The sequence below is a fragment of the Streptomyces sp. NPDC044033 genome (assembly GCF_056434425.1).
On record NZ_JBWKFF010000003.1, the window covers coordinates 62,914 to 83,382 of the forward strand.

Annotated in this window: 17 protein-coding genes; 13 read left to right on the forward strand and 4 right to left on the reverse strand. The window is 72.7% G+C overall.

Annotation, left to right across the window (positions count from 1 at the left end; all coding sequences use genetic code 11):
* Positions 1-26 precede the first annotated feature (26 nt).
* From AC07AB_RS07805 to AC07AB_RS07830, 6 genes are all read left to right on the forward strand, one after another.
* Positions 27-1,547 (forward strand): leucyl aminopeptidase, encoded by a 1,521-nt coding sequence (locus AC07AB_RS07805; protein WP_478561784.1) that lies wholly within the window; start codon positions 27-29, stop codon positions 1,545-1,547.
* Positions 1,548-1,890: 343 nt separating this feature from the next.
* Positions 1,891-3,279, forward strand: a complete 1,389-nt coding sequence (gene lpdA, locus AC07AB_RS07810) for a dihydrolipoyl dehydrogenase (protein WP_478561787.1) — start codon at positions 1,891-1,893, stop codon at positions 3,277-3,279.
* A 49-nt stretch (positions 3,280-3,328) separates the two neighbouring features.
* Positions 3,329-5,074 (forward strand): 2-oxoglutarate dehydrogenase, E2 component, dihydrolipoamide succinyltransferase, encoded by a 1,746-nt coding sequence (sucB, locus tag AC07AB_RS07815; protein WP_478561790.1) that lies wholly within the window; start codon positions 3,329-3,331, stop codon positions 5,072-5,074.
* Positions 5,075-5,189: 115 nt separating this feature from the next.
* Positions 5,190-5,813: a GntR family transcriptional regulator gene (locus tag AC07AB_RS07820; RefSeq protein WP_478561793.1), complete on the forward strand. Its 624-nt coding sequence runs from the start codon at positions 5,190-5,192 to the stop codon at positions 5,811-5,813.
* Between the two features lie 157 nt (positions 5,814-5,970).
* Positions 5,971-8,649 carry a pyruvate dehydrogenase (acetyl-transferring), homodimeric type gene (aceE, locus tag AC07AB_RS07825; RefSeq protein WP_478561796.1) on the forward strand — a complete coding sequence of 893 codons (2,679 nt, stop codon included), beginning with the start codon at positions 5,971-5,973 and terminating at the stop codon, positions 8,647-8,649.
* A 227-nt stretch (positions 8,650-8,876) separates the two neighbouring features.
* Entirely contained in the window at positions 8,877-9,938 is a 1,062-nt protein-coding gene (locus AC07AB_RS07830) for a helix-turn-helix transcriptional regulator (protein ID WP_478561799.1), read from the forward strand.
* 133 nt (positions 9,939-10,071) lie between these two features.
* On the opposite strand, the gene AC07AB_RS07835 is transcribed toward AC07AB_RS07830, so the two are convergent.
* Entirely contained in the window at positions 10,072-11,004 is a 933-nt protein-coding gene (locus AC07AB_RS07835; RefSeq protein WP_478561802.1) for an SDR family oxidoreductase, read from the reverse strand.
* 285 nt (positions 11,005-11,289) lie between these two features.
* On the opposite strand from AC07AB_RS07835, the gene AC07AB_RS07840 reads away from it, so the two are divergent.
* Entirely contained in the window at positions 11,290-11,814 is a 525-nt protein-coding gene (locus tag AC07AB_RS07840) for a DUF4240 domain-containing protein (protein ID WP_478562617.1), read from the forward strand.
* Between the two features lie 21 nt (positions 11,815-11,835).
* Here AC07AB_RS07840 and AC07AB_RS07845 read toward each other — a convergent pair whose 3' ends face one another.
* Positions 11,836-12,324 carry an N-acetyltransferase family protein gene (locus tag AC07AB_RS07845; RefSeq protein WP_478561805.1) on the reverse strand — a complete coding sequence of 163 codons (489 nt, stop codon included), beginning with the start codon at positions 12,322-12,324 and terminating at the stop codon, positions 11,836-11,838.
* Positions 12,325-12,387: 63 nt separating this feature from the next.
* On the opposite strand from AC07AB_RS07845, the gene AC07AB_RS07850 reads away from it, so the two are divergent.
* Together AC07AB_RS07850 and AC07AB_RS07855 are read left to right on the forward strand one after the other, a co-directional pair.
* A complete protein-coding gene (locus AC07AB_RS07850) occupies positions 12,388-13,296 on the forward strand; it encodes a TIGR01777 family oxidoreductase (protein ID WP_478561808.1) in 909 nt (302 codons plus the stop codon).
* A gap of 416 nt (positions 13,297-13,712) precedes the next feature.
* On the forward strand, positions 13,713-15,032 hold the full coding sequence (locus AC07AB_RS07855) for an NAD(P)/FAD-dependent oxidoreductase (RefSeq protein ID WP_478562620.1): 1,320 nt from the start codon (positions 13,713-13,715) through the stop codon (positions 15,030-15,032).
* Positions 15,033-15,056: 24 nt separating this feature from the next.
* Here the strand turns inward: AC07AB_RS07855 and AC07AB_RS07860 are convergent, their stop codons facing one another.
* Complete coding sequence (locus tag AC07AB_RS07860; protein ID WP_478561811.1) at positions 15,057-16,601, reverse strand: regulator; 1,545 nt, start codon at positions 16,599-16,601, stop codon at positions 15,057-15,059.
* A 252-nt stretch (positions 16,602-16,853) separates the two neighbouring features.
* Here AC07AB_RS07860 and lipB point away from each other — a divergent pair, with 252 nt between their 5' ends.
* The 4 genes from lipB (at position 16,854) to AC07AB_RS07880 (ending at position 19,872) form a co-directional block, all read left to right on the forward strand.
* Complete coding sequence (gene lipB / locus AC07AB_RS07865; RefSeq protein WP_478561814.1) at positions 16,854-17,636, forward strand: lipoyl(octanoyl) transferase LipB; 783 nt, start codon at positions 16,854-16,856, stop codon at positions 17,634-17,636.
* 116 nt (positions 17,637-17,752) lie between these two features.
* Complete coding sequence (lipA, locus tag AC07AB_RS07870; protein WP_478561817.1) at positions 17,753-18,703, forward strand: lipoyl synthase; 951 nt, start codon at positions 17,753-17,755, stop codon at positions 18,701-18,703.
* A gap of 232 nt (positions 18,704-18,935) precedes the next feature.
* Positions 18,936-19,184, forward strand: a complete 249-nt coding sequence (locus tag AC07AB_RS07875; RefSeq protein ID WP_478562623.1) for an SCO2195 family GlnR-regulated protein — start codon at positions 18,936-18,938, stop codon at positions 19,182-19,184.
* 10 nt (positions 19,185-19,194) lie between these two features.
* The gene (locus AC07AB_RS07880) at positions 19,195-19,872 is read left to right on the forward strand and encodes a DUF4191 domain-containing protein (RefSeq protein ID WP_478561819.1); all 678 of its coding nucleotides are present in this window, start codon (positions 19,195-19,197) and stop codon (positions 19,870-19,872) included.
* 102 nt (positions 19,873-19,974) lie between these two features.
* On the opposite strand, the gene AC07AB_RS07885 is transcribed toward AC07AB_RS07880, so the two are convergent.
* Positions 19,975-20,442 (reverse strand): RDD family protein, encoded by a 468-nt coding sequence (locus tag AC07AB_RS07885; RefSeq protein WP_478561822.1) that lies wholly within the window; start codon positions 20,440-20,442, stop codon positions 19,975-19,977.
* Between the last annotated feature and the right edge of the window lie 27 nt (positions 20,443-20,469).

Here is a 20,469-nt window from a genome sequence, read left to right on the forward strand (position 1 = left end):
TCAACGGAAGTAGGGACCCCACCACCGTGACTGCACTGACTCTCAGCACCTCCAGCGCGGCGACGCTGCGCGCTGACGCCCTCGTTGTCGGCGTGGCGAAGGGCCCGAAGGGCCCCGTCGTCGCGCCCGGCGCGGAGGCCGTGGACAAGGCGTTCGACGGAAAGCTGGCCTCCATCCTGGAGACCCTCGGCGCCGGCGGCGGTGAGGGCGAGGTGACGAAGCTGCCCGCACCCTCCGGTGTCAAGGCCCCCGTCGTCCTCGCGGTCGGCCTCGGCGCCGCCCCGGCGAAGGGCGAGGGCTTCGACGGCGAAACGCTCCGCCGGGCCGCGGGCTCCGCCGCGCGTGCCCTCGCGGGGACGAAGAAGGGCGCGTTCGCGCTGCCCATCGACAGCGCCGCCGACGCCGCCGCCATCGCGGAGGGCGCGCTGCTCGGCGCGTACGCCTTCAACGCCTACCGCGAAGGCAACGGCAAGAAGGACGACAAGAGCGCCCCGCTCGCGGAGGTCGCGATCCTCGGCGGCAAGCCGCGCGACAAGACGTACAAGGCCGTCGCGGACCGCGCCATCGCGCTGGCGGAAGAGATCAACCGGGCCCGCGACCTGATCAACACCCCCTCCAACGACCTCACTCCGAAGTCGTTCGCCGCCGCCGCGCAGGCCGCCGGCAAGGAGCACGGGCTCACGGTCGAGGTGCTGGACGAGAAGGCGCTCGCCAAGGGCGGCTACGGCGGTCTGACCGGCGTCGGCCAGGGCTCCGCCAACCCGCCGCGGCTGGTCAGGATCGCCTACACGCACGCCAAGGCGAAGAAGACCGTCGCGCTGGTGGGCAAGGGCATCACGTACGACTCGGGCGGCATCTCGCTGAAGCCGGCCGGTCACAACGAGACGATGAAGTGCGACATGAGCGGCGCCGCCGCCGTGTTCGCCGCGGTCGTCACCGCCGCCCGGCTCGGCCTCCAGGTCAACGTCACCGGCTGGCTGGCGCTCGCCGAGAACATGCCGTCGGGCACCGCGACCCGCCCCGGCGACGTGCTCACCATGTACAGCGGCAAGACGGTCGAGGTGCTCAACACCGACGCCGAGGGCCGGCTGGTGCTCGCCGACGCGATCACCCGCGCCTCGGAGGAGAAGCCGGACGCGATCGTGGACGTGGCGACCCTGACCGGCGCGATGGTGGTGGCGCTCGGCGACCGCACGTTCGGGATCATGGCGAACGACGACGCCTTCCGCACCTCGCTGCACGAGATCGCGGACGAGGTCGGCGAGCAGTCCTGGCCGCTGCCGCTCCCCGCCGAGCTGCTCAAGGGCATGGACTCCCCCATCGCCGACCTCGCGAACGTGGGCGGCCGGATGGGCGGCGGCCTGGCCGCCGGGCTGTTCCTCCAGGAGTTCGTGGGCGAGGGCATCAGCTGGGCGCACCTGGACATCGCGGGCCCGGCGTTCCACGAGAGCGCGCCGTTCGGCTACACCCCCAAGGGCGGCACCGGCGCCTCGGTCCGCACCCTGGTGCGGCTGGCCGAGCGCACCGCCGCGGGCGACCTCGGCTGACAATTCGCGCTGCCGTCCGTACGGCCCCGGGTCACGTGCCCGGGGCCGTACGGACGTCATGCCGCCCTCGCTCGCCGCGGACTGTGCCATTCGTCGTTCCGTTCGTCACGTTCGCCCTCGACGAAATCCGTACGTCCGTGCGGGCGAGCGACCTCGGGGAGGGCCGATCCGCCGCCCCCGACACCGGCCCGGCGTCCCGCCACCCGTCAACAAGTGCGAAGATGTTGTCACGGCAGGACAGGGCCCCCCTTACACCCAGGGCCGATCTAGAAGCGGCCGAACAACAGCCGCCGCCCGGTCACCGAAGACCGGCTCCGGCGTATCCATGCATGGAGGACGTGACGTGGCGAACGACGCCAGCACCGTTTTCGACCTAGTGATCCTCGGAGGCGGTAGCGGCGGTTACGCCGCTGCCCTGCGCGGAGCGCAGCTGGGTCTGGACGTCGCTCTGATCGAGAAGAACAAGCTCGGCGGCACCTGCCTGCACAACGGCTGCATCCCCACGAAGGCTCTGCTGCACGCCGGCGAGATCGCCGACCAGGCCCGCGAGGCCGACAAGTTCGGCATCAAGACGACCTTCGAGGGCGTCGACATCGCGGGTGTGCACAAGTACAAGGACGGCGTGGTCGCGGGCCTGTACAAGGGTCTCCAGGGCCTCGTCGCCGGCCGCAAGGTGACCTACATCGAGGGTGAGGGCAAGCTGTCCTCCCCGACCTCGGTCGACGTCGCCGGCCGGCGGGTGGAGGGCCGGCACATCCTGCTGGCGACCGGCTCCGTGCCGAAGTCGCTGCCCGGTCTGGAGATCGACGGCAACCGCGTCATCTCCTCGGACCACGCGCTGACGCTGGACCGCGTCCCCGAGTCCGCGATCATCCTGGGCGGCGGCGTCATCGGCGTCGAGTTCGCCTCGGCGTGGAAGTCCTTCGGCACCGACGTCACGGTCGTCGAGGGCCTCAAGCACCTCGTCCCGGTCGAGGACGAGAACAGCTCCAAGCTGCTGGAGCGCGCCTTCCGCAAGCGCGGCATCAAGTTCAACCTCGGCACCTTCTTCGAGAAGGCCGAGTACACCGCCGACGGCGTCAAGGTGACCCTCGCCGACGGCAAGACCTTCGAGGCCGAGGTGCTGCTGGTCGCGATCGGCCGCGGGCCGGTCTCCCAGGGCCTGGGCTACGAGGAGCAGGGCGTCGCGATGGACCGCGGCTACGTCCTGGTCGACGAGTACATGCGCACCAACGTGCCCACCATCTCGGCCGTCGGCGACCTCGTCCCGACCCTCCAGCTCGCGCACGTCGGCTTCGCCGAGGGCATGCTGGTGGCGGAGCGGCTGGCCGGCCTCAAGACCGTGCCGGTCGACTACGACGGCGTGCCCCGCGTGACGTACTGCCACCCCGAGGTCGCCTCCGTCGGGATCACCGAGGCCAAGGCCAAGGAGGTCTACGGCGCGGACAAGGTCGTGGCCCTGAAGTACAACCTCGCGGGCAACGGCAAGAGCAGCATCCTCAAGACCTCCGGCGAGATCAAGCTCGTCCAGGTCAAGGACGGCGCCGTCGTCGGCGTCCACATGGTCGGTGACCGTATGGGCGAGCAGGTCGGCGAGGCGCAGCTGATCTACAACTGGGAGGCGCTGCCGGCCGAGGTCGCGCAGCTCGTCCACGCGCACCCGACGCAGAACGAGGCGCTCGGCGAGGCCCACCTGGCCCTGGCCGGCAAGCCGCTGCACTCGCACGACTAAGTCCCGAGCGCACCACCATCCGCACTTTTCGTAAGGAGCAACCGAAACCATGGCGGTTTCCGTAACCCTGCCGGCGCTCGGCGAGAGCGTGACCGAGGGCACTGTCACCCGCTGGCTGAAGGCCGAGGGTGAGCGCGTCGAGGCCGACGAGCCTCTGCTGGAGGTGTCGACCGACAAGGTCGACACCGAGATCCCCGCACCGGCCGCCGGTGTGCTCGCCTCCATCAAGGTGGCCGAGGACGAGACGGTCGAGGTCGGCGCCGAGCTGGCGATCATCGACGACGGCTCCGGCGCCCCGGCGCAGGAGTCCGCTCCGGCCGCCGAGCCCGCCCCGGCGGCTCAGCCGGAGCCCACCCCCGCCCCGGCCCAGGCCGAGGCGCCCGCCGCCCCGGCGCAGGAGGCTCCGGCCCCGGCCGGCGGCTCCGCCGAGGGCACCCCGGTCACGCTCCCCGCGCTGGGCGAGTCCGTGACCGAGGGCACCGTCACCCGCTGGCTGAAGGCCGTCGGCGACGATGTCGCGGTGGACGAGCCGCTGCTGGAGGTGTCGACGGACAAGGTCGACACCGAGATCCCGGCGCCCGTCGCGGGCACCCTGCTGGAGATCGTGGTCGGCGAGGACGAGACCGCCGAGGTCGGCGCGAAGCTCGCCGTCATCGGTGCCGCTGGTGCGGCCCCGGCCGCCCCCGCCGCTCCGGCCGAGCCCGCCCCGGCGGCTCAGCCCGAGCCCACCCCGGCCCCGGCCGAGGCGCCTGCCGCCCCGGCTCCGCAGGCCCCCTCGGCCCCGGCTCCGCAGCAGGTCACCACCCCGGCCCCGGCCACTCCGGCCCCGGCGCCCGCCCCGGCCGCCCAGGCCCCGGCCGCTCCCGCGTCCGGTGACGCGGACGGCGCGTACGTCACTCCGCTGGTGCGCAAGCTGGCCTCGGAGAGCGGCGTGAACCTCGCCGAGGTCAAGGGCACCGGCGTCGGCGGCCGCATCCGCAAGCAGGACGTCATCACCGCGGCCGAGACGGCCAAGCAGCAGGCTCCGGCCGCCGCCGCTCCGAAGGCCGCCGCCGCTCCGGCGCAGCCGTCGGCGCTGCGTGGCCAGACGGTGAAGATGACCCGCATCCGCAAGGCGACCGCCAAGCACATGGTCGAGTCGCTGAAGGTGTCGGCGCAGCTGACGACCGTGATCGAGGTGGACGTCACCAAGATCATGCAGCTGCGCGCCAAGGCGAAGAACAGCTTCCTCGCGCGTGAGGGCGTCAAGCTCTCGCCGATGCCGTTCTTCGTCAAGGCCGCCGCCGAGGCGCTGAAGGTCCACGCGTCGCTGAACGCCAAGGTGAACGACGACGACACGATCACCTACCACGACGTCGAGAACATCGGCATCGCGGTGGACACCGAGAAGGGCCTGTTCGTCCCGGTCATCCACGAGGCGGGCGACCTGAACCTCGCCGGCATCGCGAAGAAGACCGCGGACCTGGCCGGCCGGGTGCGCGACGGCGGCATCAAGCCGGACGAGCTGGCGGGCGGCACCTTCACGGTGACCAACACCGGTTCGCGCGGCGCGCTGTTCGACACCCCGATCCTGAACCAGCCGCAGGTCGGCATGCTCGGGATCGGCGCCACGGTCAAGCGTCCGGTCGTCGTCTCGACGCCGGAGCTGGGCGAGACCATCGCCATCCGCGACATGGTCTACCTGGCCCTGTCGTACGACCACCGGCTGGTGGACGGCGCCGACGCGGCCCGCTTCCTGGGCACGCTCAAGGCCCGTCTCGAAGGCGGCGAGTTCGAGGGCGACCTCGGACTCTGAGGTTGGCAGCACCGTATGGAGGGAAGGCCCCGGCTCAGCGAGCCGGGGCCTTCCCCATTGCTGGAAGTTGCTGGAAGAGAATGGCGGCCGGCCGGCGCGCCCCGAAGGAGCTCTCATGACCCCGCCCGTCGTCCACTCGCTGCGTGAGCAGATCCGCGAGCACATCCTGAAGGGGATCGTCAGTGGCCGCTGGCAGCCAGGCGAGCGGATCGTCGAGCGGCGGATCGCCGTGGAGCTGGAGGTCAGCCAGACGCCCGTACGGGAGGCGCTGCGCGAGCTGGAGTCGCTGCGGCTGATCGAGTCCGCGCCCAACAAGGGCGTTCGCGTGCGCAATCTGACCGCCACCGATCTCAAGGAGAGCTATCCGGTGCGGGCCGGGCTGGAGCGGGTGGCCGCGGGGCTGGCCGCGGAGCGGCTGGCGGCGGACCTCTCCCCCCTGGAGCGCGAGGTCGCGGCGCTCCGCGGGGCCGATCGGACGAACGACGGTGAGGCGCAGGTCAGACATACGGTGGCGTTCCACCGGGAGATCGTGCGGGCGGCCGGCAACGGCGTGCTGCTGCACACGTGGGAGTCGCTGGGCATCGAGGTCTGGACGACGCTGTCGATCCGCTGGCTGAGTCCCGAACCGCGTTCCTACGCCGCCGATCACCAGGAACTGGTGGACGCTTTCCGGCGGCGCGATCCGCTCATCGGAGACGTGCTGACCACGCATGTGCTGTGTTGCGCCCCGCAGGTCTGACACCGGGTGCCAGACCCAGCGACACCCCGTGCCACCTGGGGTTTTTCTTTTGATGAAACGTTGATCGATCATCGATCAAAGGCGTATCGTCGACCGTGGGCGCAAACCCCTGCCTGCCGCCTCCCACCTCTCTTTCGTCCGGAAAGGGGCCCACCCCATGCCCGATCCCGTGCGCCAGCCGTACAGCCAGTTCGACCAGCTCCCGGACGTCGATCCCGAGGAGACGGCCGAGTGGCGCGAGTCGCTCGACGCCGTCACCGCCGCGGCAGGCCCACACCGCGCCGCCTACCTCATGCGGCGCGCCCTGGAGCACGCCGAGGGCGACGGTCTCGGGCTCCCCTCGCTGCTGGAGAGCGAGTACGTCAACACCATCCCCACCGCCGCGGAGCCCGACTTCCCGGGCGACGAGGAGATGGAGAACCGGATCACCGCCTACAACCGGTGGAACGCCGCCGCGATGGTGACCCGCGGCAGCCGCCTCGGCCTCGGCGGCCACATCGCCACCTACGCCTCCGCCGCCTGGCTGTACGAGACCGGCTTCCAGCACTTCTTCCGCGGCAAGGAGGACGCCGCCTCCGGCGGCTCCGGCGACCAGCTCTACCTCCAGGGCCACGCCTCCCCCGGCATCTACGCCCGCGCCTTCCTCGAAGGCCGCCTCACCGAGGGCCAGCTCGACCGGTTCCGCCAGGAGGCCGGCGGCGACGGCCTGCCCTCCTACCCGCACCCGCGCCGGCTGCCCTGGCTGTGGGAGTTCCCGACCGTCTCCATGGGCCTGGGTCCGCTCTCCGCGATCTACCAGGCGCGCTTCAACCGCTATCTGGAGCACCGCGGGATCAAGGACACCTCCCGCTCCCGGGTCTGGGCGTTCCTCGGCGACGGCGAGATGGACGAGCCCGAGGCGACCGCCGCCCTCGCGCTGGCCGGCCGGGAGGGTCTGGACAACCTCACCTTCGTCATCAACTGCAACCTCCAGCGCCTCGACGGCCCCGTCCGCCCCAACTTCAAGATCGTGCAGGAGCTGGAGGCCCAGTTCCGCGCCGCGGGCTGGAATGTCGTCAAGTCCCTGTGGGGCGTCGCCTGGGACGACCTCCTCGCCCGCGACACCGACGGCGTGCTCGTACGCCGGCTGCGCGAGACGCCGGACGCCCAGTTCCAGACGTACGCGACGCGCGACGCCGGTTATCTGCGCGACCACTTCTTCGGCGCCGACCCGGCGCTGCGGGCGATGGCCCAGCAGCTGACCGACGCCAAGCTGCTGGAGCTGTTCCAGACCTCCCGCGCCGGCCACGAGCCGCGCAAGGTGTACGCCGCCTACCGCGCCGCCGTGGAGCACAAGGGCGCGCCGACGGTGATCCTCGCGCAGACCGTGAAGGGCCACACGCTCGGCGCGGGCTTCGAGTCGCGCAACGCCAACCACCAGATGAAGAAGCTCACCGGCGAGCAGTTCCGCGACATGCGCGACCTGCTCGGGCTGCCCATCGCGGACAGCGCGCTGGCCGACGGCCCGGTGCCGTACGCGCACCCCGGCGAGAACTCCCCCGAGATGGCCTACCTCCGCGAGCGCCGCGCCGCCCTCGGCGGCCCGTCCCCGGCCCGCAAGGTCGCGGCGAAGCCGCTGCCCGAGCCGTCCGCGAAGCCCTTCGAAGCGCTCCAGAAGGGTTCGGGCACCCAGGAGATCGCCACCACCATGGCGTTCGTCCGGCTCGTCAAGGACCTGATGCGGGAGAAGGAGACCGGCCGCCGCTGGGTCCCGATCGTCCCCGACGAGGCCCGCACCTTCGGCATGGAGTCGCTCTTCCCGTCCGCCGGGCTCTACTCGCCCAAGGGCCAGACGTACGACCCCGTCGACCGCGACCAGCTCCTGTACTACAAGGAGGCCAAGGACGGTCAGATACTGAACGAGGGCATCACCGAGGCCGGTTCGCTGGCCGACTTCACCGCCGCCGCGACCTCGTACGCGACGCACGGCGAGCCGATGATCCCGTTCTACATCTTCTACTCGATGTTCGGGTGGCAGCGCACGGCCGACCAGTTCTGGGCGCTCGCCGACCAGCTCGGCCGCGGCTTCGTGATCGGCGCCACCGCCGGCCGCACCACCATGACCGGCGAGGGGCTCCAGCACGCCGACGGCCACTCGCACCTGATCGCCTCGACCAACCCGGCGGCGATCTCGTACGACCCCGCGTTCGCGTACGAGGTCTCGGTGATCGTCCGCGAGGGCCTGCGCCGGATGTACGGCCCGGAGGCCGAGGACGTCTTCTACTACCTGACCGTCTACAACGAGACGAAGGTGCAGCCCGCCATGCCCGAGGGCGTGGAAGAGGGCATCCTCAAGGGGCTCTACCGCTACCAGGAGGCCCAGGCCCCGGCCGAGGGCGCACCCCGCCTCCAGCTGCTCGCCTCGGGCACCGCGGTCCACTGGGTGCTGGAGGCGCAGCGGCTGCTCGCCGAGGACTGGGGCGTGGCCGCCGACGTCTGGTCGGCGCCGTCCTGGACCGAGCTGCGGCGGGAGGCCCTGGACTGCGAGGCGGCGGCGCTGCGCGGCGAGGAGCGCGTTCCGTACGTCACCCAGGCCCTGCACGGCGCGCCCGGCCCGGTCGTGGCCGTCAGCGACTGGATGCGTGCGGTACCGGACCAGATCGCGCCGTGGGTCGAGCAGGACTGGACGTCCATCGGCACGGACGGCTTCGGCCTCTCCGACACCCGCGAGGCCGCCCGCCGGCACTTCGGCGTCGACCCGCAGTCGGTCGTGGTGTCGGCCCTGTCCGCGCTCGCCCGCCGCGGCGAGGTCAAGGCGTCCCTCGTGAAGGAGGCGGCTGAGCGCTACGGCCTCTGAGCCTCCTCACACACTCGGCGGTCGCGCCCGCCTGTCCCGGTACTCAACCGAGGGTGCGACCGCTGAACACCGCCTCCGGCGGGTCTCTTCTTTTAAAGAAGCGGCCCGCCGGAGGTCATTGGGGCCCCTGGGGGCGGCCGTGGGCAGGTGATCGGCGGCGCTCCGCCCGATGGCCGCGGGCTGTGGGGCGCGGGCCGTGTGTCAGTGGCGCCCGGCATGATGGCCGTATGCGCGCTGCCCGCCTCATCATGATGGTGCTGCTGCTCCAGTCCCGGCCGACGATGACCGGAGCCGAGCTGGCCCGCCGCCTGGAGGTCTCGGAGCGTACGGTCGCGCGGGACGTCCTCGCGCTGTCCGAGGCCGGCGTCCCCGTCTACGCGGACCGGGGCCGTACGGGCGGCTACCGCCTCGTCGGCGGCTACCGCACCCGGCTCACCGGGCTCGGCCGGACGGAGGCCGAGGCGCTGTTCCTGTCCGGGGTCCCCTCGGCCCTGCGCGAGATGGGGCTGGCCGACGCCGCCTCCGCCGCCCGGCTGAAGGTCTCGGCCGCCCTGCTGCCGGAGCTGCGCGACGCGGCGGCCGGCGCGGCCCAGCGCTTCCATCTGGACGCGCCCGCCTGGTTCCGGGAGGCGAAGGCCCCCGAGCCGCTGCCCGCGATCGCGGAGGCGGTCTGGGACGACCGCCGGCTGACGGCGCGTTACCGGCGCGGGAGCGCCGAGGTGGAGCGGGAGCTGGAGCCGTACGGCCTCGTGCTCAAGGCGGGCGTCTGGTATCTGGCCGCGCGGGTGGCGGGGAGCGGCGACGGGGGTACGGGCGGGAGCGGCACGGTTACGGGCGCGGACCCGCCTCCCGCGGCGGAGGCGCCCCGGAACCGGGAGAACCGGGATTTCCGGGTCTACCGGGTGGACCGCTTCGCGGCGGTCGTGCGCGGTGAGGAGCGGTTCCGCCGTGACGAGACGTTCGAGTTGCCCGCGTTCTGGGAGGAGCGGGCCGTCGAGTTCGCGCGGTCGATCCTGCGGGAGCAGGTGGTGCTGAGCCTCACGCCGGACGGCGCGCGGCGGCTGCCGCAGGTAACGGACCGGCTCGCCGCGCAGGAGGCGCTGGACGCGGCCGGGGGCCCCGACGGGCAGGGGCGGATCACCGTCACCCTGCGCGTCGAGACGGCCGACGTCGCGTACTCCCAGCTGCTCGCGCTGGGGCCGGAGGCCGAGGTGCTGGCCCCGGCGGCACTGCGCGAGCGCTTCGCGCGGGCGGCGCGCGAGATGGCCGACCGCTACGGGCCGCCGTGAGCCGCTGGAGGGCCGCGGTGAGCAGTCGGGAGGGCCGCGGTGAACCGCCGGGAGGGCCGCGGGCCGCCGTGAGCCGTCGGGGGTGGCGCAAGAGGCCCCCGCGCGGCAGCCCCTTCTCGGCGGCGTGCGGCCGTCAGCGGTAGTCGGCGGCGGTGGCGTCCTTCCCTCCGAAGACGACATCGCGGAAGTACGCGAAGGCGTCCGGCCGCGACCCGTCGGTGTCCGTGAAGCCGTACACCTCGGCGATCTCGCCGCTGGAGACGGACGCACCGTTCCAGCGCGCCTTGCCGGGGTCGGCGGCGAGCGCGGCGACGGCCCGTCCGATCAGGGCGGGCGACTCGGCGATGGCGAAGTGCGGCTCCTTCTCCACCGCGTCGCGCCAGGTGGCCTCGGTGACCCCGAAGTGGTCGAGCATCTCCTCCGAGCGCAGGAACCCCGGGGTGATGGAGAGCGCGGTGCCGCCGTACTCCCCCAGCTCCTCGGCGAGCCCGAAGGCCATCCGGTGCGGGGCGGTCTTGGTCAGGTCGAAGGGCAGGTTCCCGCGGTAGGTCTTGTTGAACTCGGCCGTCCCGTCGGTGACTTCGACCACCAGGCCGCCGGGTTCGCGGATCAGCAGCGGCAGCGCGTAGTGGCTGGTGATGAGGTGGGTGTCGATGCCGAGCCGGAGCATCCGCAGCCCGTCCGCGATGTTCACCTCCCAGATCTTCTTGTCGAACTCCAGCAGGTGGTCGCCGCCCCAGACGTCGTTGACCAGGATGTCGAGCCGTCCCGATTCCCGCTCGACGCGCTCGACGAGCGCCTTGACCTGCTCCGGCTCCAGGTGGTCGGTGACCACGGCGATGCCGGTGCCGCCGGCCGCCGTCACCAGTTCGGCCGTCCCCTCGATGGTCTCGGTGGGCCGGCCGACCTCGCTGACGCGGGTGCGGGTCGTGCGCCCTGTCGCGTAGACCGTGGCCCCGGCCCGCCCGAGCTCGACGGCCATCGCCCGCCCCGCGCCGCGGGTCGCCCCCGCGACCAGCGCGACCTTGCCGGCGAGTGCCTTCGCCGATGCGTCCTGTGTGCTCACGTCCGTATGTCCTCTCGCTCAGCCGGTTGGCTACGGGCCGACTCTGGCAGCGATACCGGACACCTTCTGTCGCCTTTTCGCGGCGCGCCGAACTGTCGTCCTCTCGCGTGTACGTCGCACCGGTGGGGCGGCCTCCGGGGCCCGGTACGTCGCACCGATGGGGCCTCCGGGACGCGGGAATCGGCGTGCGCTCCTCACCCGGCCTCACCCGGTCGGTAACGACACAGCCGCATCTGGGCCGCTCCGCGTGCGTGGCCCGGCGCGAGGCCCGATGCTGGTGCCGTGATGGACGAGACGGAGTTCTGGTCGTTGATCGACGGCACCCGCCAGGCGGCCGAGGGCGACCCCGAGGACCAGGCCGATCTGCTGATCGAGCGGCTGACGCAGCTCGACCCGGACTCCGTGCTGTACTTCGCACGGCACTTCGAGGCGCGCTACAACCGCGCGTACCGCTGGGATCTGTGGGGCGCGGCCTGGGTGCTGCTGGACGGGGCGAGCGACGACGCGTTCGACTGCTTCCGCTGCTGGCTGATCGGGCAGGGGCGGGAGGTGTTCGAGGGGGCGCTGCACGAACCGGACGACCTGGCCGACCTGCTGGACGAGTTCGACGAGCGGGTCGACGGGGACGCGGAGGACCTCGGTTACGCCGCCGACGAGGCGTACGAGCAGCTGACCGGGGCCGAGTTGCCGGACCTGGGGCTGCCGGAGCAGCCGCCGGAGCCGCTGGGCAGCTCGTTGGACTTCGAGGACGAGGCCGCTTTGGCGGAACGGTTCCCCAAGCTGTGGGACCGCTTCCGGGCGGATGACTGAGACACCCGCCACGCGAACCGGCTACAGCGCCCGCGCCATCAGCACATCGTCCACGTACTCCCCGTCCATCAGGAACTCCCCGCGCAGCACGCCCTCCACCACGAAGCCCTCCGACTCGTACAGCCGCCGCGCGGGGGTGTTGTGCCCGAGCACCCGCAGCGTGAGGCGGACCGCGGCCTGCCGCCGGGCCTGTGCGACGCACTCCCGCAGCAGGGCGCGCGCGACGCCGCGCCCGCGCGCGGCCTCGTCGACGGCGAGGCCGCGTATCTGCCGTACGTGCGCGGTGGAGGGCAGCGCGGTCGCCGGCCGGAGGCGCAGATAGCCGACGACGCGCTCATCGAGTTCGGCCACGATGATGTGTCCGGGCGAGTTGTCTTCCGTGAAGAAGGGGCCGTACGGCGGCTCCGGCCGCGCCTTCACGGCGTGCGTCGGCGACCAGGTGCGACGGTCCAGCTCGGCGAGCGCCGCGTCGTCGGACAGGACGGCGGGCCGGATGATCGGTTCGGGCATGCCAGGCACTGTGGCACACCCGGGTTCTCCTCGGACAGCCTGTCGACCGGCTCAGGGGGCAGGATGGTCCGTATGCGGATCGCGATCACCGGTTCGACCGGGCTCATCGGTACGGCGCTCGTACGCTCCCTGGAGGCGGACGGCCACCGCGTGGTGCGGCTGGTCCGGCGCGCGCCCCGCGCGGCGGACGAGGTCGAGTGGGACCCGAAGCGGCAGCGGATCGACGCGGACGGGCTCGCCGGGTGCGCGGCCGTCGTGCACCTCGCGGGCGCGGGCGTGGGCGACCACCGCTGGACGGCCGCGTACAAGAGGGAGCTGCGCGACAGCCGGGTGCTGGGCACGGCGGCCGTCGCCGAGGCCGTGGCCGCCCTCGACGAGCCGCCGCGGACGCTGCTGAGCGGCAGCGCGATCGGCTTCTACGGGGACACCGGGGACCGCGCGGTCGACGAGGACCACCCTCCGGGCCACGGCTTCCTCGCGGACCTCTGCCAGGAGTGGGAGGAGGCCGCCGGGGCGGCCGTGGAGGCGGGCGTACGGACCGTGTACGCCCGCACGGGCCTGGTCGTCTCCCGCGCCGGCGGCGCCTGGGGACGGCTCTTCCCCCTCTTCCGGTACGGCCTCGGGGGCCGCCTGGGCGATGGCCGCCAGTACTGGAGCTTCATCTCCCTGCACGACCACGTCGCCGCCCTGCGCCACATCCTGGACACCGAGACCCTGCACGGACCGGTCAATCTCACCGCGCCGACGCCCGTCACCAACCGCGAGGTGACGGAGGTGATGGGCCGGGTGCTGCACCGCCCGACGCTCTTCACCGCGCCCGCGCCCGCGCTGAGGGCCGCGCTGGGCGAGTTCGCGACGGATGTGCTGAGCAGCCAGCGGGTCCTGCCCCGCAAGCTGCTGGAATCGGGTTTCACGTACGCGTTCCCGCGGGTCGAGGAGGCGGTACGGGCGGCGCTGGCGGAACGGGGCTGAGGAGGGCGCGGGCGAGGACCGGCGGGCGGCGGGCCGGCCGCTGACGGCACCGTACAGCCGCGCCTCCCGCATCCGCCGTACACCGCGCCCACGCCTGCCGTACGGGCGTGGCCGCGTCCACCGCACAGTGCGTCCACGCCTGCCGTGCGGCGCGTCCACACCCGTCGTGCGGCGCGTCCGGGCCCGCCGTAGGGGGTGTCCGGGCCCGCCGCGCACCCTCCGGGCAGCCGCCGTGCGACCGGCGTGCGACCGTGCTCTGTCCGTGCGCGACTGCCGTGGAAGGGTTTTGTCCCTACCGTCGAGGCAACTCACGCATCCCCACCTCCGGTTGGGGGCATCAGGCCACCGAGTGAGCGGACCGACCTCGGGGAGGGCACGTGCTCGACCGTGCACGAAATTCCGCGAACCAGACCGACATCGCCGATGTCGCCGGCACCGTCGATGTCGTCATCGTGGGCGCCGGGCTCGCCGGCCTGTCGGCGGCGCACCAGCTCACCAGCGCCGGAGTAACAGTCACCGTCCTGGAGGCCGCCCCTTACCCCGGGGGCCGTATGACCACGGAGACGGTGGACGGCTTCCGCCTGGACCGCACCGGACAACTGCTCAACACCGCCTATCCCGAGCTGCTGCGCACCCCCGGCCTGGGGGCGCTCACGCTGCGGCCGTTCGCGCCCGGCGTGCTGGTCCACCACGCCGGCGTCACCCTGCGGGCGGGGGCGCCCCGCGGGGCGAGGAGCGCCCGGAGCACGCGGGGCGCACTCACGACGGCGCGCGCCCTGGCACGCGCGCCCCGCGCGGGCGGCCTCGACCAGGCGCGGATAGGCGCCGCGCTGTCCCGCTTCGCGACCCTCTCCACCGACCGGCTGCTCACCCTCCCCGACCGGCCCGCCGTCGAGACCCTGGCCGGTCGCGGCCTCCCGCCCCGCACCGTCGAGAGCTTCCTCCGGCCGCTGCTGATCTCCCTGCTCGGCGACCCGGCCCTCACCACGTCCAGCCGCGTCGCGGACCTGGTGCTGCGCGGTTACGCGCGCGGCCGGCTCTGCCTGGCGGCCGGCGGCGCGGCCACGATCCCCGAACTGCTGGCCGCGGCCCTGCCGCCCGGCACGGTCCGTACGGGCGTACAGGCGAAGTCCGTCTGCACCACGTCCGTCTCCACCGCCGGACACGGCGACATCGCCTGCCGCTCCGTCGTGGTCGCCACGGGGGCGCGCGCCGCCGCCGAACTCATCCCGGGCCTGCGGCTCCCCTCGTTCCACCCCGTCACGGTCCTGCACCACACCGCCGACGAACCGCCGCCGCGGGGCCCCGCGCTCATCCTCACCGCCGACGGGAACGGCCCCGTCGCGCACACCGCGGTGGCCGGCGAGGTCGACCCGGCCCGCACGCCGCCCGGCCGCCCCCTGATCACCTCCACGGTCCTGGGAAGCGCCGCGGCCCTGCCCACCGCCGAACTGGACCGCGCGGCCCGCACCCAACTGGCCGCCGTCTACGGCACGTCCACCACCGCCTGGCGCCTCCTGGCCGCGTACCACGAACCCGACGCGATCCCCGCCATGACCGCGCCCCACGACCTCCGCCGCCCGGTCCGCCTCCTCTGCGGCCTGTACGTGTGCGGCGACCACCGCGACACCAGCACCGTGCAGGGCGCCCTCTACTCGGGCCGCCGGGCCGCCCGCGCGGTACTCCACGACCTGGGCATCACCACCAAGGAGCCGTCGAAGCTGCACGCGGCGTGACCGAGGGGCGAGGGCGCGCACCCACTACCCCATCGCCGCCACCCGCTCCCGATACCCCCGCACCGCCGCGACATCCCGATACGGCTCCAGCCTCCGCTCGAAGTCCCGCACGTACTCCACCGCTCGGGCCGACCGCATCTCGGAGGCCTGCTGCGCCGCCTCCGCCCCCAGCACGCACGCCTGCTCCAACTCCCCCAGTCCCAGCCGCGCCGAGGCCAGCACCACCCGGCAGAACAGCCGGCTCCGCGCGAACCCGGCGGCTCTCAGCTGCAACGACCGCTCCGCGTGCAGCGCGGCCGCCCGGTACTGCTGCAAATCCCGGTAGCAGTGGCCGAATTCGTCGGCCAGCTGCGCCTCGTCGAAGAACCGCGCCCAGTACGGCACGTCGTCCCCCGGCCGCGCCGTCTCCAGCGCCCGCTCCGCCCGCGCCAGGGACGCGGTGCACGCCCGTACCTCCGTCAGCACGCCGTGCCCGCGCGCCTCCACGGCGTGCAGCAGCGCCTGCACCACCGGCGGGGCGCCCGACCCCACGCCCTGCTGGGCGACGCGCGCCAGCTGCACGGCCTCCCTGCCGTGTCCGAGATACACGGCCTGCCGGCTCATGGTGACCAGGACATAGCTGCCGTACGCCCGGTCCCCGGCGGCCTGCGCCAGCCGCAGCGCCTGTACGAAGTACCGCTGCGCCAGCCCGTGCGCGGCGATGTCGTACGAGGTCCACCCCGCCAGCCGCGTGAGGTCGGCCGCGGCGGCGAACAGCCGCCGCCCGGTGGCCTCCCCGTACGCGCCGCGCAGCATCGGTTCCACTTCGTGTTCCAGATAGCGCACCAGCGCCTGGCGCGCGTGGCCGCCGCCGTACGCGTGGTCGAGCGTCCTGAAGAGCTCCCCCACCGACCGCAGCGCGGCGACGTCGCCCATCGTGACCCTCGCCCCGGGCCCGCGTTCGGTCCGGCGCTGCCGGGGTACGGGTCCCCGCCCCTGTACGGGCACCCGCGGCGCCTCGCCCGCGGCGTCGGCGGCGAACCCGGCGGGCTTCCCGCCGAGGCCCCCGCCGACCGCGCCACCAGCGCTGATGGCGCCGCTGACACCACCGGCCGCGACACGTGGCGCGGGGTCCCCCCGCGCCACCCGTTCGTCGGGCCGCCCGATGAGCCAGTCCCGGCTGGGCACCACCAGCCCGGCCGGGGTGAAGGCGATCTTCCGCAGTTCGGCGTGGCTGCCCGAGTCCTTGCGCCACAGCCCGCTGACGATGTCGACCGCCTCGTCCGGCGACGCGGCGAACTCCAGCCCCGCGTACACCGGCGCACAGGCGTCGAGCCCCATGTCCTGCGCGGAGAGCCGCCGCCCCAGCCGCCGGGTGAAGACCTCGGCGATCAGCGCGGGGGTGGTGCCGCGCGGCTGCTGCCCGCGCAGCCAGCGCGTCACGGATGTCTTGTCGTACCGCAGGTCGAGCCCGTGTTCGAGCCCGAGCTGATCAACCCGGCGCGCTAGCCCCGCGTTGGAGAAGCCCGCCTCGGCGATGAGCCCGGCGAGCTGACGGTTGGGGGTGCGGTGCGGGGGTCGTTCCGTCATCAGCCTGTCGGTCTCCCTGATCGCCCTCTGGAACGGCGCGAATTTAGCGGCAGTCTTGGCCCTGATCGCCGCCTTCGCCCCGCATTCATCCGATCGTGTGAGCACAGCGGCGCGCGGTCGCGAACCCCCCGCCCGGCCTCCCCGCACCCTCCCCGACCGCCTGCGGACCCGGCCGCCTTCGGCGCTGTCAGCACCCCGCCGTACAGTTGCAGGGCGCGATGGCTGCAAGACAAGGTTCGAAGAGGAGCTGCCGTGAGTGAGCTGCGCTTTGTCCACCTGGGCTTCGGGGCGGACGCCGTCGAATACCAGGAGGCGTGGCAGGAGCAGCGCCGGGTCCACGCCGCCCGCTTCGCGGACGAGATCCCGGACACCTGCCTGCTGCTGGAGCACCCGGCGGTCTACACGGCCGGACGGCGCACGGCCGACAACGAGCGCCCCCTGGACGGCACCCCCGTCATCGACGTGGACCGCGGCGGCAAGATCACCTGGCACGGCCCCGGCCAGCTCGTCGGCTACCCGATCCAGAAGCTGCCGCGCCCGGTGGACGTGGTCGCGCACGTACGCCGCCTGGAATCCGCGCTGATCAGCGCCTGCGCGGAGTTCGGCCTGGAGACCACCCGCATCGAGGGCCGCAGCGGCGTCTGGGTGCTCGGCGACCCGGTCGAGGACCGCCCGGCGCTGGGCGGTCTCTCCCTGGACCTCGACCCGCGCGTGACGGACGAGGAGTTCGACGCCCGGCTGAACGGTCCGGAGTACGCGCCGTCCAACGCCGGCCAGCGCCGCGAGGACCGCAAGCTGGCCGCGATCGGCATCCGGATAGCCAAGGGCGTGACGATGCACGGCTTCTCGCTGAACTGCGATCCGGACAACACCTGGTTCGACCGGATCGTGCCGTGCGGAATCCGGGACGCGGGTGTGACCTCGCTCTCCAATGAGCTGGGCCGCGAGGTGACCGTCCCCGAGGCCGCGCCCGTGATCGAGAAGCACCTGCGGGACGTCCTACAAGGGGCGGAGCTCCTCCCCCGGGCCGTATAGCGGGAATGCGCCCCCAACCTCAGAGGTTGGCTTGGGCGTAAGAGCGTAGGTAGTACGGGCGTACCCTAGGGTTCGCCGACGAATCGAATGCCGTACAGCAAAGGGGAGTACCGGACGTGTCCGCTGTCGCACCCGACGGACGCAAGATGCTGCGCCTGGAGGTCCGGAACAGTCAGACCCCCATCGAGCGCAAGCCGGAGTGGATCAAAACCCGGGCGAAGATGGGCCCCGAGTACACCGAGCTGCAGAAGTTGGTGAAGTCCGAGGGCCTGCACACGGTGTGCCAGGAAGCGGGCTGTCCCAACATCTACGAGTGCTGGGAGGACCGCGAGGCGACCTTCCTCATCGGCGGCGACCAGTGCACCCGGCGCTGCGACTTCTGCCAGATCGACACCGGCAAGCCGCAGGCCCTCGACCTCGACGAGCCGCGCCGGGTGGCCGAGTCGGTGGCCACGATGGAGCTGAAGTACGCCACGATCACCGGCGTCGCCCGCGACGACCTGGAGGACGGCGGCGCCTGGCTCTACGCCGAGACGGTGCGCCAGATCCACACGCTGATGCCGGGCACCGGCGTGGAGCTGCTGATCCCGGACTTCAACGCGGAGCCCGAGCAGCTCGCCGAGGTGTTCTCCTCGCGCCCCGAGGTACTCGCGCACAATGTCGAGACGGTGCCGCGCATCTTCAAGCGCATCCGCCCCGGCTTCCGCTACGAGCGGTCCCTCGACGTGATCCGCCAGTCCCGCGCGGCCGGGCTGGTCACCAAGTCCAACCTGATCCTCGGCATGGGCGAGACCCGTGAGGAGATCAGCGAGGCGCTGCGCGACCTGCACGAGGCGGGCTGCGAGCTCATCACGATCACGCAGTACCTGCGTCCCTCCCCGCGCCACCACCCGGTGGAGCGCTGGGTGAAGCCGCAGGAGTTCGTGGAGCTCAAGGACGAGGCCGACGAGATCGGCTACGCCGGGGTCATGTCCGGCCCCCTGGTCCGCTCCTCGTACCGCGCCGGCCGCCTCTACCAGCAGGCGATCGACAAGCGGACCGCCGCTCCGTCGGCCCAGGCGAGCTGAACGACCGCACCAGGGCGGGGGCGGGGCCTGACCGGCCCCGCTCCCCGGCCCTGCCGCACGGCAGTACTACGCGACCCGTACGACCCGCAAGAGTGCGCGATCGGACGGGTCGCGTCAACGTTTCATAGACGTTTGACCAACAGGTCATCCGTTGGTAACACCGTTCAGTGACGATGTAAGCACGCACCGCTCCCCGTACATCCACATCCAGGCTCCCGAGGGGGACCCCGACATGCAGGCCGCGCCCGTACGCGCCTCTTCCGCTCTGCCCTCCGCACAGCCCCCCACGCTCTCCGCACGCCCGCCGTCCGTGACCGACGCCCTGCGCGCCCTGGAAGGGCTGCTGATGCGCGGCGGGCAGCGCACGGCCCGCCGAAATGCCTGGACCGCGGTGCTTGAGGACCGGCGCCGGGCCAAGGACCGGCACGAGGCACAGCACGTACTGGAGGCCGTGGCTGCTCCGGGCCCGCAGGCCACGTAAACTTCGCTGTATGGCGAGGAAGGAAACATCCGAGAACCCCGGGCGACTGAAGCAGATCGCTCTGACCTACAAGATGACCAAGAAGGCCGACCCCAAGGTCGGTCTTGTCCTCGCGGCTGTGGGAATCGTCACCTTCGGTGTCCTCCTCGCCATCGGCTTCTGGATCGGTCACCCGATCTACTTGGGCATCCTGGGCTTCCTGCTGGCCTTCCTCGCGATGGCGATCGTCTTCGGACGCCGCGCCGAGCGAGCTGCCTTCGGGCAGATGGAAGGCCAGCCGGGCGCGGCTGCCGCGGTGCTGGAGAACGTCCGCGGCTGGACGACGACCCCGGCGGTGGCGATGAACCGCAGTCAGGACGTCGTGCACCGGGCGGTCGGCAAGGCGGGCATCGTGCTGGTGGCCGAGGGCAACCCCAACCGGGTCAAGTCCCTGCTGGCCGCGGAGAAGAAGAAGATGGCGCGCATCGTCGCGGACGTGCCCGTGCACGACGTGGTGGTGGGCGACGGCGAGGGCCAGGTGCCGCTGAAGAAGGTGCGCACGACGCTGATGAAGCTGCCGCGGGTGCTGCCGGGCGCACAGGTGACGGTGGTGAACGACCGCCTGCGGGCGCTCGGCGACCTGATGAGCAACATGCCGATGCCGAAGGGTCCGATGCCGAAGGGCATGCGGATGCCGAAGGGCCGCTGAGGCGGGCAGGCACCACACACGCAGGCCATACAGAACAGAAAGGGCGGTCCGGAGAACCCGGACCGCCCTTTGACGTCTCTTGCCGCCCCCTCCGGGGGAGGATCAGATCCGAACCTGGACAGCGCGGGCGAGCTTGTCGTGCAGCCCCCGGGAGTCGCGGTCCCAGACGGCGGCGGGGATGACGACGACGAGCAGCACGCTGCGGAGCGCGACACGGAGCAGCGACAGCCGGCCGCCGCCCTCGCTGACGACGCGCAGGCCGAGGAGGCGCTTACCGGGCGTGAAGCCGACCGTGCCGACGGTGAGCAGGCTCAGTACGAGGAAGACGAGGAGCGCCCAGTTGCCGGCGCGCTGCGCGCTGCCGTCGGCGAGGAACGCGTAGGCGATGAGCATGCACAGCGCCCAGTCGACGCACAGGGCCCCGACGCGCCGGCCGAGCGGCGCGATGGAGCCGGGCCCGTCCTTCGGCAGCCCGAGCCGCTCGCCCCGGTACCCGAAGTCGACGCCCATGTCCTCGGCGGCCGCGCGCGGCCCGGAGAGCCACGATCCGATTGCTTGCCTGTTATCCACCCGACCACGGTACTGCGACCGCATACG